Consider the following 16,316-nt stretch of genomic DNA (forward strand, 5'->3'; position numbering starts at 1 on the left):
AAGCCATGTATGTTCCTTTTTTCATTTGAATAATATTTTTAATTAATAAAAAATAATGAAGGAAGCTGATTCAACAAATAAGGACTGGAAGGATAAGGTGTCGAATCATGCACAATTGGGTGGTATTGAAACTTCTGTAATTGATAATGGCGCGGGAAGAGGAACACGGATTGCCTGGATAAATACAGGAACCGGATTGCGATATAAAGTAGTCATTGACAGGGCAATGGATATTGCGGATGCTTTTTATAATCAGCATAGTCTGGCCTGGCTTAGTCATGGAGGAATTACTTATCCACAACCATTTGCCGACAAAGGAATTGATTGGTTACGCACGTTTGGTGGTGGATTGCTAACAACCTGCGGACTTTCACACGTTGGTGGACCGGAATCCGATGAGTTTGGTGACAGAGGTTTGCATGGGTTAATCAGCAATACACCAGCAGAAATTGTCTCAATTATTCAGCCGGATCCAAGATTGGGTCAGTTGGAAATGAGCATTACCGGCATCATTCGCGAAACAAAACCATTTGGGCCAAGCCTGGAATTAAAAAGAACGATTTCGGCAACGCTTGGAAAAGCAACAATTCGTATTCATGACGAAGTAATTAATAAAGCAAATACCGCCGCGCCACACATGCTGCTCTACCATTTCAATTTTGGATATCCGCTTGTGGATGAAGGAACTGACTTGCTATGGAATGGTAAATGGTTTCCACGGCACGGTGAAGAAAATGCAAAAATATTTAAAGAAGGAAACGATTTTAAAAAATGTCCGGGGCCAATTGACTCGCACCTCGGAACGGGAGAAGAAGTTGTTTTGGTAGATATTGAGGCGGATATTTTTGGACAAAGTGTTGCAGGTCTTTACAACTCTAAATTAGGGCTGGCCGTAGCAATGAGGTTTAAAAAAGAACAATTACCATGGTTCGCCAACTGGCAGCATTGGGGTAAAGGTGAATATGTTACCGGTCTGGAACCAAGCACGCATCCACTTTCAGGTCAGGCACAGGCTAGGAAAGATGGAACACTGATATTTATTGAACCGGGAGAGAAAAGAGAATATGATGTTGAGTTGGAGGTGATAACGGAGGAGGAGGCGATTAAGGAGCTTTTGGTTGATTATAACCAAGTGATGTAATTGGCGTCCATTTTATTTCGGTGCGCTGCACCTTTGTAGCTAGTTAACCAATTCATCTACAAATATTAAGGTGCTCTGCACCAACCCTGTATGTAATTATCTTTAATTAATTTTTAAGAGACGATTAATCGAACATTGGGTAAACCAATCATTCAGATATTACGAAAAAGGTGCAGAGCACCGAAATATTTGTAGAAATATAAATATCAAAGCTAAATACAAGGTGCAGAGCACCGTAATAAAATTATTAAAAGCTTAAGTGTAAGATTAATTATAATAACTAAACCAAATTTTCAAAAATTAACCGATGGGACTTTCAAGTATAGCTGAAAAGGCATTAGAACAGGGAAAAGGAATATTGCGTTTGGCTCCGACTTGGGTGCCGCGTTCATTTTGTGTACCTGGTCGCAGAATAAAATTACATCCGGACGATTATTACGTGCTTGGTGGAGAGCGCGGTGGTATTGACGAACGTTGGCTATCTTCAACCACTCCGGCCGAGAACGGACCGCTTACCGGCGAAAATGAAGGTTTGAGCCAAATCGTTTTTGAAGATGAGTCAGGTGTTCAAAAAGTGACATTGAAGGACGCGGTAAATGAGCTGAAAGGCGAAATTATAGGTGATCGTCTTTGGGATGAATATAAAAGCTGGCCAATGTATTCCAAGTTTTTTGATAACATGGGTCCTTTGCCTCACCATATTCACCACAGAGATGAGCACGCGGCTATGGTTGGCCAGAACGGAAAGCCGGAAGCATATTATTTTCCTCCACAGCTAAATAACCACGGCGGCGATTTTCCTTACACATTCATTGGTATAGCTCCCGGCACCTCGAAAGAGCAGATAAAGGAGTGTCTGATGAACTTCACTAAGGGTGACAATAAGATCACCAACTACTCGCAGGCTTTTCGTCTGGAGCCGGGAACTGGATGGGATGTTCCTCCTGGCATGTTGCATGCGCCTGGCAGTTTGTGTACATACGAACCTCAAAAAGCATCCGATATTTTTGCAATGTATCAATCGCTTGTTAATGAAGCGGTTATTCCTGAAGAATTGCTTTGGAAAGGAACGCCGAAAGACAGAATTGGAGATTATGACCTGTTAATGGAAGTGATCGACTGGGATTTGAATGTGAACCCTAATCTGATGGAAAAGCATTTTATGCGTCCCAAACCGGTAAAAGATGTTGAAGAGATGGCGGCAGAAGGGTATAGTGAAAACTGGATTTGTTATAAAAACGAGGCTTACAGTGCCAAGGAACTTACGGTTTTTCCTGGACAAACTGTTACCATTACAGATGCAGCAGCTTACGGAATGATCGTCATGCAGGGACATGGCAAATTCGGGGTTTGGGATATTGAAACTCCTGCACTTATCCGCTACGGACAATCGACAAATGACGAATTCTTTGTAAGCGAAAAAGCGGCAACAGAAGGCGTTGTGATCAGCAACCCATCGGCAAATGACCCAGTTGTGATTTTGAAACATTTTGGTCCATTGAACCCGGATTTGGTGTTGTAAGCAGTAGGCCGTCGGCTATCAGCTTTCGGCTTTTTACGACCGCCGACTGCCGAAAGCCGACAGCCAAATTTTAACTATAAAACTTTTAATCCATGCCAGAAAATAATTTTCCCAAACTCCACAATGCCACATGGCCTGGTATTGTTGGAAAAGGTTCTGATTCAGAGCCTGTTATTTCTTTTGATACCATGCTGGAAAAAACAGCCGCTGCCGAGGTGGACGGTGTGAAATTTGATGGTGTCGATCTTGGTCTTTTTGATCCCCATATCGATCTGGATATGAGCGATGATGGTATTCAAAGATTGGTTGATAAATTAAGAGGGTTGAATCTTGAAGTCGGTAGTTTAGTTGCGCCGATATGGGGCGGACCGGCTATGGGAAGCAAGGACGAGCGCGATGAGTTTGTAAATCAGGTTAAAAAAGCCTCGATTTTTGGTCAGAAACTAAGACAAATTGGAATTCGTCCACATGGAATTGTTCGTATCGATTCGGCAAGCAAGCCGGAAGCATGGGCATTGGATCCAGTTAATAACACAAAATTAATAGCAGAAACTTTCAGAAGAGCCTGTGACGTTGCGGCTGATTATGGTGAAAAACTTGCGGCAGAAGGTGAAATCTGCTGGGGTGGAATGCATAGCTGGAAAACGATGATTGACACGCTTGAAGCAGTTGATCGCCCAAATATTGGTTTTCAGGCTGATATGTCCCATACTTTCCTTTATTTATTGGGATACAACCGTCCCGAAGACAGAGTACTTCCGGTAGATTTCGAATGGAGTGACCGCGGCGCTATTGAAGAAGGTCTTCGGAAAATGACAGCGGCTTTACGCCCATGGACGATAGATTTCCACGTTGCCCAAAATGACGGAACTGTTCATGGAACAGGTTCGCACGATAAAACGGGTCGTCATTGCCTTGCGACCGATCCTAACGGAAAACTGGATATTACCCATGATGCAGGGTACTGGCTGAGAAATGAAAATGGTGAATTGACAAAGGCTTTCGCTCATATCTGCTGGGACGGGTGTATGTTCCCTAATGAAGTAATGACCAACCAGCAAACATGGAATGACATTCTGGCTGCGTTAATTAAGGTTCGTAAAGCACACGGCTGGTATCAGGAATCGTAGGGGTTAGCCTTGTGCTAACCCAATTTGGCCAACCAAAATACAAAAAGTCAAATACCCTAAATCCCAAAAACAGAAATGTCAGAAAAAAAGAAATAAGAATTGCACTCATCGGAACCGGGCTCATGGGCCGTACACATTCCAATGGATATAACAGGATTACTAACTTTTTCCCGGAACTGGAATATACTCCGGTTTTGAAAGTAGCTTGTTCCCGTAATGCAGAAAAAGCAAAAGCTTTTGCTGAACAATGGGGCTACGAATCATACGAAACGGACTGGAAAAAAGTAATTGAGAGAGATGATATCGATGCGGTTGATATTTGTACTGCAAATGATACACATGCTGAAATTGCTATTGCCGCTGCCGCCGCGGGAAAAATGATTCTTTGCGAGAAACCATTGGCAAGAACATTGGCAGAAGCGCAAACAATGGTGGATGCAGTTGAACAAGCGGGAGTAAAAAACACAGTCTGGTATAATTACCGTCGTGTTCCTGCTGTGACATTGGCAAAGCAAATCGTTGATTCAGGTAAACTAGGTCGTATTTTCCATTACCGCGCAAACTTCCTTCAAGATTGGACGATCAATCCGGACGTGCCACAAGGCGGAACCGCAACCTGGCGTCTGGATGTAGATGCAGCAGGCTCTGGAGTAACAGGAGATTTGCTTGCACACTGTATCGATACCGCGATGTGGATTAACGGTGGAATAAAAGATGTTTCTGCTGTTACTGAAACATTTATCAAGGAACGTGTTCATTCAGAAAGTGGTAAAGTTCAGAAGGTCGGTATTGACGATGCGGCCATTTTCCATTGCCATTTTGACAATGGTTCTTTGGGGCTTTTCGAATCCACGCGTTATGCACGTGGTCATAAGGCACTTTATACATTTGAAATAAATGGTGAACATGCATCAATCCGTTGGGACTTGCATGATTTGAACCGTCTTGAATATTTTGATCATAGCGATGAGTCAATTGTCCGTGGATGGAGGTCAATTCTGGTAACGGACAGCGATCAGCCTTATATGAAACGTTGGTGGATCCCTGGAACCAGTATTGGTTACGAACATTCATTTATTCACCAGGCTGCCGATTTTTTCGAAAGTCTGCAAACTGGTGAGGATTGCGCTCCGACCTTTAAGGATGCTTTGGAAACCCAAAAGGTTTGTGAGGCTGTATTGGATTCCGCTGCAAGTAGGAGCTGGAAGGATACCGGGGTTGAATGGACTGGGTCCTGATATAATGGAATCGGGTGATCAATAATTCGATAATTTCATCATTCGTAATTCACAGGGCGATGCCCAGTGCTAAGGTATAAGACCCTTTCAGGGTAAGGATGTGCTGATTTCAGTGCCGCCCTGAAAGGGCTTTATACCTCAGGATAGGGCACCGCCCTATTTTGCTGATTTCAGTGCCGCCCTGAAAGGGCTCTATACCTCAGGATAGGGCATCGCTCTATTTTGCTTATAGTATAGGGCATCGCCCTATTTTATTAAGGAAATTTAATATAGTATTTCATCAACACACTAATCATAATTTAAAATGTCACAATCGTTGGCAAAAGTCTGCACACACATCATATTCAGTACAAAATACCGGCAACCTTTCATAGATGAAAAAATTGAAAGCGAGCTTCACGCTTACTTAGGCGGTATTTGTAATGAACTTGAATGTCTCCCTATCAAAGTTGGCGGTTATGTTGACCACATTCACATTTTATGTGTTTTGTCCCGAAAGATTGCCATCATGAAGCTTTTAGAGGAGGTTAAAAGAAGTTCGTCAAAATGGATTAAGACCAAGGGTCGTGATTACGAAGAATTCTATTGGCAGGATGGTTACGGAATATTTTCAGTTAATCCTATTGAACTCGATGTGGTAATAAAATACATTACAAACCAAAAGGCACACCATGAAAACAAAACTTTTCAGGACGAATACCGTGGTTTTTTGAAAAAATATAACGTAGAATATGACGAACGATATGTCTGGGATTGACATCTATAATTCATAGGGCGATGCCCTATCCTAAGGTATTACGCCCTTTCAGGGCTGGATAGTTAGTTAAGCCCTGAAAGGGCGCCATATCTCAGCATAGGGCATCGCCCTATGATTCTATAATTCCGCAATTCACCACCCACCAACCACATGCCCAACGAAATCCTCAGGATAACCAACCTCTCCAAATCCTATTCGGGAGTTAAAGCCCTGGACGACGTACAACTATCGTTGAAAAGAGGAGAAGTTCATGCGCTGATGGGAGAAAACGGTGCGGGAAAATCAACCTTTATGAAAATCCTGATCGGACTCGTTAATGCGGATTCGGGAGAAATTATATTTGAAGGTAATGCGCTAAAAAGAGGAGGAGTAAACGATATACAGAGAAAGGGTATTTCCATGATCCATCAGGAAATCCTTATTATTCCTGAACTGACTGTTGCCCAAAATATTTTTCTGGGAAGAGAAAAAGAAGTAAATGGTTCCAGAATGGGGTGGTTGAATGATGATCAAATCAAGTCAAAAGCTTCGACGTTATTAGATCAATTAGGCGTTGATATTTCTCCGAACGTCAAAATGAAATATTTGAGTGTCGCGCAAATGCAAATGGTAGAAATTGCCAAAGCCATTTCAAACGATGCCAAGGTTATCATCATGGACGAGCCAACCTCGGCTATATCAGATAAAGAAGTTGCTACACTTTTTCGAATTATCCGCGACCTGAAAGCTAATGGTGTTTCAATTATTTACATTTCCCACAAAATGGATGAAATATTTAAAATCTCTGATACGATTACGGTGTTGAGGGATGGAAAATATGTTGGAACAAAAAGTGCTGCCGAATTGGATCATAATAGTTTGATTACCATGATGGTAGGAAGGGAAATCAATAATATGTTTCAGAAGATAAATTCGGAAAAGGGCAGACAGGTACTTTCTGTTAAGGATTTAGCGAAAAAGGGAAAATTTGCAAATATCAATTTTGAAGTCCACGCGGGGGAAATTTTGGGTATCGCCGGATTAATGGGTGCCGGCAGGACAGAAATTGCAAGGGTAATTTATGGTCTGGACAAATCAGATAGTGGAGAAATATATATTGACGGCGAACAAGTAAAAATTAAATCGCCTGATGATGCTGTCAAGTGTGGCATTGGTTATGTAAGTGAAGACCGGAAGGGTTTGGGCTTTATTCCCAAAATGTCTGTTATGCAAAACATGACTTTGGCCAGCTTGTCAAACCATAGAAAAGGAATTTTTATCAATACAAAAACTGAGAATGCAGTTACTAGTGAAATGATTGGTGATCTTAAAATAAAGTCTTCCGGATCAGACCAAAAGGTGACACATTTGAGCGGAGGAAATCAACAAAAAGTCGTCATAGGAAAAGTACTGTTATCATCGCCAAAGGTTGTTATTCTAGACGAACCAACAAGAGGAGTTGACGTAGGAGCCAAATTTGAAATATATAAACTGATTCATAATCTTGCGGCAAAAGGAATTGCAATTGTTATAATTTCCTCCGAACTGCCCGAAATTCTGGGAATGAGTGACCGGATTATGGTTTTATCAAAAGGAAAACAAACGGCAATTCTTTCGAGAGAAGAAGCTTCGCAAGAATTGATTATGAAATATGCAGTGGAATAGTCATTAGCTATCTGCAATTAATTTTGAGCTATTGGCTGCTTTTACAAATAAGATATAAGACTAACCTAATACTTAGTGGAAAGTAACATTCGAGCGCAATTCAGGAATTTTGGTCAATATGGCATATTTCTGGCCTTTGCTATTATTTGCCTGTTATTGGCATTCAGTACACCAAGATTTTTTACCATATCAAATCTATTAACGATTGGTAATCAGGTTTCTATAAATGCCTTGCTTGCATTTGGAGTGACATTTGTGATTATAACTGGTGGAATAGATCTTTCTTTGGGGTCTATGGTTGCCGTCACCGGAGTAATTGCTGCCACTTTTGCACACCCGGATACTTATCCTGTCGTTGTACCTATTTTTGTTGGTTTGCTTGCAGGTTTGGCGATCGGAGCATTCAACGGATTGGTCATCACGAAAAGTAAAGTCCCGCCATTTATTGTCACGCTGGGAACCATGACAATCGGTCGCGGATTAGCATTGATTTTAAGTAAAGGTAGGCCGATATCCAATTTGTCGGATTCGTTTAACTTCATTGGCGGTGGAAATCTTTTTGGTATACCATTCCCCATTGTCATTCTGACTCTGGCATTTATCATCTGCTCTGTTATTTTAAATAAAACAATTTTAGGGCGTTACATGTATGCTGTCGGTGGAAACGAGCCAGCGGCAAGAGCATCCGGAATCCGTGTCAACAGTGTGAAAATGTGGGTATATACCATTTGCGGATTACTTTCTGCTATGGGCGGAATTCTCTTAACTTCCAGAATCACAACCGGTCAGCCGAATGCTGGCGCAGGATTTGAACTGGACGCCATCGCGGCTGCAATTATTGGCGGAACGAGTACATCGGGTGGAACCGGTACAATGACCGGCACATTGATAGGAGCGTTGTTGATTGGCGTTATCAGCAACAGTCTGGATTTATTGAACGTAACTTCTTATTATCAGCAGGTTGTAATGGGGGCGATCATTATCGGCGCAGTGGTTTTGGATAGTATGGGGAAGGAAAGGTAGGGCAATGGGTGAGGGGAAGAGGGAAAAAGGAGGGTGGAGGAAGCTAATCATAACATGTTCCGAGCGAAAATTAGAAGTAGCCGCTTGCCCAACGGGCATTCATATCTCAGCATCGGGCATCGCCCGATGGATGGGTATTACACGATGAATGGGTATTATCCAATAAATGGGCATCGCCCGATGAATGGGTATTATCCGATGAATGGGTATTACCCGATGAATGGATATTATCCAATAAATGGGCATCGCCCGATGGATGGGTATTACCCGATGAATGGGTATCGCCCGATTAAATTCGATATAATATTTAATATCAATACGATGAAACATATTTTATTGCCGGGATTTTTATTTTTATCAATATTATTATCTGGTTGTAACCAATCAAAAAACGATGATTCCGGAAAAGCGGATTCTGGCAAAAAGCTTGTAATCGGTGCAACTATGCTTAGCATGCAGAACGAATTTGTCGTGAATGTGGCAGATGAAATGGAGGCGAAAGCAAAGGAATTGGGAGTTGAATTGATTGTGGTTGACGCGGAAAGATCATCTTTAAAGCAAGTCGAACAGGTTGAAAGTTTCATTGCACAAGGTGTTGATGCCATTATCCTAAATCCCTGTGAAGTGGAAGCCAGTTCTCCGGCGGTAAAACTGGCAATGGATGCAAGGATTCCAATTATCAACGTGAATTCTGAAACTACCGCAAAACCAACGGCATTTGTTGGATCTGATGATACAGAATCGGCTCGTATAGCGATGAAATATATTGCTGAAAAGCTTGGTGGAAAAGGAAATGTCATCATGATGCATGGATATATGGGGCAGGCTGCCCAGATAAAAAGAGACCAGGGAGCTAAGGAGATTTTGAAAGCAAATCCTGGTTTGAAACTGCTGGCCGAACAAACAGGAGAATGGGATCGTGCAAAAGCAATGTCCCTGACAGAAAACTGGATCCAGTCTTATGGATCAAAAATAAATGCCATTTTTGCTCAAAATGATGAGATGGGAATGGGGGCAGTTAAGGCACTGGAATCAGCAGGATTGAAAGGCAAAGTGTTGGTTGTGAGCGTGGATGCTATTCCAGACGCATTGCAAGCTGTAAAAAAAGGTACACTGGATGCAACTGTTTTTCAAAATGCGAAAGAGCAGGGAAGCAAATCAATTGAAGCGGCTGTAAAAGCGGCGAAGGGAGAGAAGTTTGAGAAGGAATTATTGATTCCTTTTCAGTTGGTGACGAAGGAGAATGTTGGGGAATTTTTGAAGTAGGTAAGGGAGGATTCCAGAAATTAAATGATAATAATAGTATAAACTCCAAAAATGTAATTTTTGATTTGCAAATCGAAAATTATAACCTACACCGTATATAATTTGCGGGGATACTGGCCGGGATTATTATATTCAATAGCCAAAAAGGATATTGAAAAAGAATGATCAGGCAGAGTTAAAAATGATTTATATAAACCCATAAGTGTTTGAAATGAAACAATTATTAATTTTAACCTTATTGATTTTCGTGCTGTTTTCATGCAAAAATGACGATTTAGAAGGGGGTTTTTATATGACGGCACTTGTTAACAATCAGAAATGGAAATCTCTTGAACATCTTGCAGGAGCACAGTTGGATTTTAGCAATTATGCTAATGCGCACAACTTGTTGTTAGGAGGAACAATGGAAAAGCCATTAGGTGATGGTACAATATATCGCCTAAGTACTAGCATAAATAGCCCGGTTAATAAGGGGAAGTATTATTTTAATAACAAAAAATATGAATCAAATGCCATTGGTGGAGTACAAGGAAATGTTATAGGCTACAAAAATGGTGTTGACTATTTTAATAGTGTAACTATTACTGGGTTTGTTGAAATAACGATTTTGACTGATCATGAAGTAGGAGGTAATTTCGAGTACCAGGCTGTTACATATAATCCGGGGAGTGAAAATGGAGTAGATACAGTCAAAGTGAAAAATGGACGCTTTTACGTTCCGATCGTAATGGTTAGTGGCCGAGAGTGGAAGGCTCCAAAATAATTGATAGAAAATAAAGAAAGACTTCGCATTTACTGAGTAGAAATTTTTACAGTTTAGAAAACTTGTGGTAAGTGATGAGCACCTCTTAGGTTTTGAATGATCCTCTAAAATTCTAAAATTTTGGTAATTAAATACTACAAATAGTAAACACACCCCAAAAACTTCTTTTATCTGCGGCAGCTCTTTTAGCCGCATTTTTTATATCCTGAAACCAACCATATTTCTTCATGAATACTTTCAATATTAATCGCCGGAGTTTTCTTCATGGTGCCACGGCAACACTCGCACTTTCAGCTTTTGGTGCGAGAGGTATGGATTTGATTAATCCTGCAAAAACACTTCGGGTTGCATTAATTGGTACTGGTTGGTATGGGAAAAGTGATTTGTTCAGATTAATACAGGTAGTTCCGGTGGAGGTCGTTGCACTTTGTGATGTAGATAAAAACCAGCTGAATGAAGCCGGGAAGCTCGTTAGCCAGCGTCAGAAATCAGGTAAGACACCGAAATTGTATGGTGATTATAATAAATTACTGGCGGAAAATGAACTGGACATTGTACTGATTGGCACACCCGATCACTGGCACGCTCTGCAAATGATTGACGCGGTAAAAGCCGGTGCACATGTGTATGTGCAAAAGCCGATCAGTGTGGATGTAATGGAAGGTGAAGCGATGGTTGCGGCTGCAAGAAAATACAAAAAAGTGGTTCAGGTTGGAACACAGCGAAAAAGTACGCCACACCTGATTGATGCCAAGAAAAATATTGTAGATGCAGGCTTGTTAGGCAAAATTTCACATGTTGAAATGTGTTGTTATTACCACATGAGAAACAATGGAAATCCGCCGGTTGAAGCGGTTCCTGAATTCCTGGATTATGAAAAATGGACGGGGCCGGCCCCGTTACGGCCATATGATGGTTTGCCGCACGTACGCTGGTGGCGAACTTTTATGGAATATGGCAATGGAATTACGGGTGATATGTGTGTACATATGTTCGATACGGTGCGCTGGATGCTGAAATTAGGCTGGCCAGCTAAGATTAGTTCGACCGGAGGTATTTATGTTCAAAAAGAAGGCAAATCCAATATTTCGGATACCCAATCTGCTATTTTCGAATATCCTGAACTGAACTGTGTATGGCAGCACCGTACCTGGGGAACACCAAATAACCCGGATTATCCATGGTCGTTTACACTGTATGGTGAAAAGGGGACTTTATGGGCAAGTACTATGGCCTATGATTTTATTCCTGAGGGGAAAGGTGAAAAAATCCACAAAGACGTTGTTTATGAAAAAGAAAAATATCCTGAGGACTTAAAAGAAGATAAAATTGAGCTGAATGCTGCTCCGGCAACGAGACTGCATATGCTGGATTTTCTGAGTGCAATTGACAACAGCAGCAAGCCAATAGCCGATATTGAAGAAGGGCATATTTCAACTGCAAGCTGTATCCTGGCTAATTTGTCAATGAAGACCGGGCGTTCGATTGTTTATGATCCCGTGAAACGGGAAATTGCTGGCGACCGCGAAGCAAATGCATTGCTTGCCAGGGCCTACCGCGATCCGTACAAACATCCGGATTACAGAAAGGTCTAAGTATTTAACCGCAATGGGCGCAATAATTTTCAATAGAATCTATCGCACCCATTGCAATTAAATTTTAACTCAAAACACTCCTAAACCAAGAAAATTTTTGAACCCGTATACCAACTGTATTTGTTTATAAGTTAAATAGATATTGTTATCCGAACTTTAAACTTTAACCCTCGGAAACAGTCAGATAACTAATAAACTAAACTTTCAAAACAGAATGAAAAACATAGTGAATCGGGCGAAATCTATCGCTCTGGTGGTTGTGGCGGGTATTTTAATGTTTGCGTGCAGTCAGGCTTTACAAGTAAGTTATGATTATGATTCGTCGGTTAATTTAAAGCAGTTCAAAACCTTTAAAGTGGAGTCCGAACATAATATGGAAACGGACCCGTTATTAGGCAGTGAACTGAACAGAAGGCGATTGGGAGATGCCGTAGTAGAAGTAATGCAGTCGAAAGGATACAAATTGGATCAGAATAATCCTGAAATTATTGTAAGGTTTATGACCGACGTAAAGGATCGCCAGCAGGTACGTTCCAATAATATGTACTCGCCATATATGTGGTGGTACGGTGGCGGAAATAACATTTCTACATACAATTACCAGGAAAGCCGTTTTATCCTGAATATTTATCAGAAAAACAGTGATAAAATGATCTGGCAGGGATGGGCGTCAGGGAAGGTGAAAGCGCCTACCAAAAAAGATGACCGGGAAACAATGGTAAAAAATACGATGACAGACATCCTGAGAACTTTCCCGGAAGCAACTTTGGATACGTATAGCAGGAAATAATAGTTTGTAAAGCAAAAAAGGGGTTATGGAAACATGAGGTCGCTGAAAAAGTCCTCTTGTATCTGAGTCAGAAAAAGGAGTAGGAAATTAAGTTTTTCTGCTCCTTTTTTGGAATCTTAAGGTGGATTTAGAAAGGGATTCAGATGTAAAATCTGTCCCTTAAGTGAGAACTGCTACAAGCGGAGGGCAAAAATGAAATCCTATTCAGTGAGCGTAAAATCTGACTCGCATCTTCAACAGACAGCCTTTCAGGAAACTGACTATTACAAAGAGAAAATAAAACACCGGTATAAGATCGAAGCAAAAAACAGTGAATTAAAGAACGTTCATGGCTATAGACGTGCAACATCTTATGGAATTGAAAATATGCAGATGCAGGGAGCGTTAGCCATCTTCGCGGTAAATCTGAAAAGAATTATCAAACTAACCCACTAGGCTGGCAAAACCAAAGACAAACACTGATAAACCTAAATTCGAACATTTTGAGACGGTAGTCCATTTGCAGATCGCATTTAAACAATAAAAAACGATCAAATAAAATAAATTTTACCTGACCTCTTTGGGAGTCCTAAAATTGAGAAGCTTTTTCAGTTCCCTCTGGAAACATAGCCTCTTTTTTTATGCGCTCTGATTTATATTGAAATAAAGTCGCTTTAATTTTTTGAGAAAGGATTTTGGAAAAGCACGTCAAAAGCCAGATAGGAGACAGGATCAAAATGTCCGCCGGCCTTAAATTGTTCCATTAAGCCCAGATCCAGAACGACATCTGATTTGAAAACATGGCGGAAATAAATAGAAAACCGGTCTTCGGTAAAATGGTAATTGGACCAGTTATGATGATGATCCGCAGGTAAAGTTGCAGAATACTCGTCAATTGCCGTAAGTAGTTCATTTCCGCCTACGAGAAAATTTGTTTTGGACTTATTAATAGGCAGGCTCGTTTGTGCTTTGACTCGAAAGCGTAACTCAACCGGCATGGTTGATGGCGTCCAGTTTGGTGAATAAAAGGTGCGAAACTCCGGACGAAACGAATAATTCATTGCAAAATGGCCTAACTGCTGTTTATAATAAAGGCGCCCGTAGTAACGCAATTCGTAACGATAAGATGGATTTTTCAATTCGTATGGTGCTTCTTCCTCGTATTTGTTCTGTAAACGGATACTTGTACAAAGTGATGCCTGCCAAGTATTGTTAAATTTGTACTGAACGGCCTGATCGTATACTCCAATACTTTGCTTCTTAACCGGCGACCAGCTGTCAGGATCACTCATTCTTGCTCCTCCCAAATAAGCAATTACCGTCCATTTTGGATTTAATACCTGGTTAATACCAACTGCACCCCAGGCCACAATTTTTGTGCCGTCCAGACCGGGAGGGGATAATTGAGCCAGGGCAGGAAGCATTGTAATAAAAGAAAGGAATGTAATGTGAGTGATGTATTTTTTCATTTATAGAAGTATAATGTTGGCAACCAAAAACAACAATTATAATAGAACTAACTATACATTAACCAGTTTTGGTTCAGAAATTAAATATTTAATGGAAAACCAAGTCCTTATGAAGATTTCCGATCATTTCAATTGACAAGCCACGTTTTCGGTTTAGCACTTCTGAAACATTGCCTTTATTACCTATGTAAGGTACAAGATCAGTTGCCTTTAATCCCATTTCCTCCATACGTATTTTTATATATTCAATAGGATCAGGTTCTTCTACTGGATAATTTTCTTCTTCATATTTATTAACAATTAAAGCAGGCAAAGCTAATTCGTTAGCTTCCTTACTACCCTTCGGAGCATCGAATAATAAATCAACACGTTTTATAATCTGATTATACTCTTTTTCTGATTCTATTTATAGCTGATAACATTCATTGATGTGTATATTTATTTCTTAGAAATATTACCTATTCGCCTGCCTTCTGCAGAGCTGCATCCAGCGATTTGTTATTTGGAAATTCCTGTGCGATCCAGCGATTGATAATTTTTCCATTAGCATCTGCAACCAGAAACGGATAGCGTATATCAATGGCGTATTTTTCTTTCAAAAGTTCAATGTTTTCGTCTGATGCCCAAAGGTGCTTTGTTCCGGGACGGTCAACGGCATATTTTTTCCACATGTGCAGAGGCAAGTCAGGCGTTACTGAGATGTACACGAATGTTGCTTTGTCCTTATATTTTTCTTCCATTGCTTTCAAACCTGGTTCGTGTTGTCCGATGCTGAAAGAAAATACAATACAAACCGGTTTTCCTTTCAGCTGGCTCAAAGCGACAGAAACACTATCCTTGTTGAGTAAAGTTACTTCCGGGATGATTGCTCCCGGCTGCAGTGTTTCCTTGGTCCGGATTAGTTTAGAAATATATTCTGAGTAAGGTGATTGTGGAAATGCGGACTTATAATCGGCAAGAAGTAATTGGCTGGTTTCCAGTGTAGGAATAGCCGTAGCAGCGTAATTAAGCCAGTAGGTCAGGAGATATTCCTTTTGTTTTGGGTAACTCTGTAACTTTTCTTTACTGAATGCATACACATCTTTCAGAGCTTCCGGGCTGATTTCGTAACGCGTGTCAGCCGCCAAAGGAAATTTACGTGTAGATGGTATCATAACCCAATTGCGCAGTTCATCACGGTACGACTGACTTAAAAGCGCGTCGTCGGGAAGTATTTTGAAATTAGCCAGCGTCATGTCTTCCAGCTCTTTTTTTGCGAAGGATCTAATTTTGTTACCCTGTTGCGGCGCATGATCCTTTCCTGCATAGCCTGCCGGATTATTGCAGGTTCCGTTTCAGTCGTAGCTGTAACATAAGCATCAAAAGCAGGTGATGCAGGATTTGCAGTTTTGAATTTTTCATAGGCACTTGTCCTGATTTGTTTCAGACTATCGCTTTGCTGTATTACACTTTTATTGTCGATCTGAGAAGGTTTATATCCGAATACAGGCAAATACTGGTATTGGTTTTCAAGAAAATAATTTTTCAGGAAATCCTGGTAATTAGCATTTTTACCCGAAAACAAAACGGTACCGTTTCCTGGAAAATTAACTGATAGATCATCACCCGGCTGGATAAAAAGCATCCAGGTTTTACTCGTGCCTCCACCGCTATATTGAAGCCGCATCATTTTGGGTTCTTTCAGCTGTATCACTGTTTTCAGATTCGTTTCTTCCATGAAATTGACAGATTCGATGGTTTTCAATTCTATATCTGCCAGTCCGATTCCCAGGTTGGGGTGAAAATGAACATCTTCAAGAATCAACGTTGCAACGGCAGGAGAAGATTTTGGAGCACTTACAGTAATATTTGCAGTATTCTGAGCGTAAGAAATCAGGCTCGATAGTGTGAGAAGTAATACACTTAATTTTTTCATAAAAAATAGAAAAGGATATTGATGGTGTATACCAGTGTGTAAAAAGTGTGCCAATATACGTAAGAACTGTGTTTGATTTCATTA

The 16,316-nt window shown here is 40.8% G+C and carries 15 protein-coding genes and 1 pseudogene; 12 read left to right on the forward strand and 4 right to left on the reverse strand.

Annotated features, from left to right (window positions below):
• The first annotated feature begins 55 nt into the window (after positions 1-55).
• The 12 genes and pseudogenes from KZC02_RS19750 to KZC02_RS19805 all read left to right on the forward strand — a co-directional run.
• On the forward strand, positions 56-1,141 hold the full coding sequence (locus KZC02_RS19750; RefSeq protein ID WP_221390273.1) for an aldose 1-epimerase family protein: 1,086 nt from the start codon (positions 56-58) through the stop codon (positions 1,139-1,141).
• 307 nt (positions 1,142-1,448) lie between these two features.
• Positions 1,449-2,663: a hypothetical protein gene (locus tag KZC02_RS19755; RefSeq protein WP_221390274.1), complete on the forward strand. Its 1,215-nt coding sequence runs from the start codon at positions 1,449-1,451 to the stop codon at positions 2,661-2,663.
• 92 nt (positions 2,664-2,755) lie between these two features.
• A complete protein-coding gene (locus KZC02_RS19760) occupies positions 2,756-3,793 on the forward strand; it encodes a sugar phosphate isomerase/epimerase (RefSeq protein ID WP_221390275.1) in 1,038 nt (345 codons plus the stop codon).
• A gap of 92 nt (positions 3,794-3,885) precedes the next feature.
• The gene (locus KZC02_RS19765; protein ID WP_255637490.1) at positions 3,886-5,031 is read left to right on the forward strand and encodes a Gfo/Idh/MocA family protein; all 1,146 of its coding nucleotides are present in this window, start codon (positions 3,886-3,888) and stop codon (positions 5,029-5,031) included.
• Positions 5,032-5,335: 304 nt separating this feature from the next.
• Positions 5,336-5,788, forward strand: coding sequence for an IS200/IS605 family transposase (tnpA, locus tag KZC02_RS19770; protein WP_221390277.1), 453 nt, complete (start codon positions 5,336-5,338; stop codon positions 5,786-5,788).
• Between the two features lie 150 nt (positions 5,789-5,938).
• Positions 5,939-7,432 (forward strand): sugar ABC transporter ATP-binding protein, encoded by a 1,494-nt coding sequence (locus tag KZC02_RS19775; RefSeq protein WP_221390278.1) that lies wholly within the window; start codon positions 5,939-5,941, stop codon positions 7,430-7,432.
• Between the two features lie 75 nt (positions 7,433-7,507).
• Positions 7,508-8,455 carry an ABC transporter permease gene (locus tag KZC02_RS19780; protein ID WP_221390279.1) on the forward strand — a complete coding sequence of 316 codons (948 nt, stop codon included), beginning with the start codon at positions 7,508-7,510 and terminating at the stop codon, positions 8,453-8,455.
• A 321-nt stretch (positions 8,456-8,776) separates the two neighbouring features.
• On the forward strand, positions 8,777-9,721 hold the full coding sequence (locus KZC02_RS19785) for a sugar ABC transporter substrate-binding protein (protein ID WP_221395115.1): 945 nt from the start codon (positions 8,777-8,779) through the stop codon (positions 9,719-9,721).
• A gap of 211 nt (positions 9,722-9,932) precedes the next feature.
• The gene (locus KZC02_RS19790) at positions 9,933-10,484 is read left to right on the forward strand and encodes a hypothetical protein (protein ID WP_221390280.1); all 552 of its coding nucleotides are present in this window, start codon (positions 9,933-9,935) and stop codon (positions 10,482-10,484) included.
• Positions 10,485-10,711: 227 nt separating this feature from the next.
• The gene (locus KZC02_RS19795) at positions 10,712-12,079 is read left to right on the forward strand and encodes a Gfo/Idh/MocA family protein (RefSeq protein WP_221390281.1); all 1,368 of its coding nucleotides are present in this window, start codon (positions 10,712-10,714) and stop codon (positions 12,077-12,079) included.
• Between the two features lie 214 nt (positions 12,080-12,293).
• Positions 12,294-12,869, forward strand: coding sequence for a DUF4136 domain-containing protein (locus KZC02_RS19800; protein WP_221390282.1), 576 nt, complete (start codon positions 12,294-12,296; stop codon positions 12,867-12,869).
• Positions 12,870-13,010: 141 nt separating this feature from the next.
• Positions 13,011-13,304: pseudogene (locus KZC02_RS19805) on the forward strand (transposase); the annotation flags it as partial.
• Between the two features lie 218 nt (positions 13,305-13,522).
• On the opposite strand, the gene KZC02_RS19810 reads toward KZC02_RS19805, so the two are convergent.
• The 4 genes from KZC02_RS19810 to KZC02_RS32000 all read right to left on the reverse strand — a co-directional run bounded on the left by KZC02_RS19810 (position 13,523) and on the right by KZC02_RS32000 (position 16,232).
• Entirely contained in the window at positions 13,523-14,317 is a 795-nt protein-coding gene (locus KZC02_RS19810; RefSeq protein WP_221390283.1) for a DUF2490 domain-containing protein, read from the reverse strand.
• An 88-nt stretch (positions 14,318-14,405) separates the two neighbouring features.
• Positions 14,406-14,630, reverse strand: coding sequence for a type II toxin-antitoxin system HigA family antitoxin (locus tag KZC02_RS19815; protein ID WP_229253685.1), 225 nt, complete (start codon positions 14,628-14,630; stop codon positions 14,406-14,408).
• Between the two features lie 145 nt (positions 14,631-14,775).
• On the reverse strand, positions 14,776-15,552 hold the full coding sequence (locus tag KZC02_RS31995; protein ID WP_229253686.1) for a redoxin family protein: 777 nt from the start codon (positions 15,550-15,552) through the stop codon (positions 14,776-14,778).
• On the reverse strand, positions 15,549-16,232 hold the full coding sequence (locus tag KZC02_RS32000) for a hypothetical protein (protein WP_229253687.1): 684 nt from the start codon (positions 16,230-16,232) through the stop codon (positions 15,549-15,551). Before KZC02_RS32000 ends, KZC02_RS31995 begins: the two co-directional genes overlap by 4 nt.
• Positions 16,233-16,316 lie beyond the last annotated feature (84 nt).

Origin of the sequence: Dyadobacter sp. NIV53, from assembly GCF_019711195.1 — a bacterium.
GTDB lineage: Bacteria > Bacteroidota > Bacteroidia > Cytophagales > Spirosomataceae > Dyadobacter.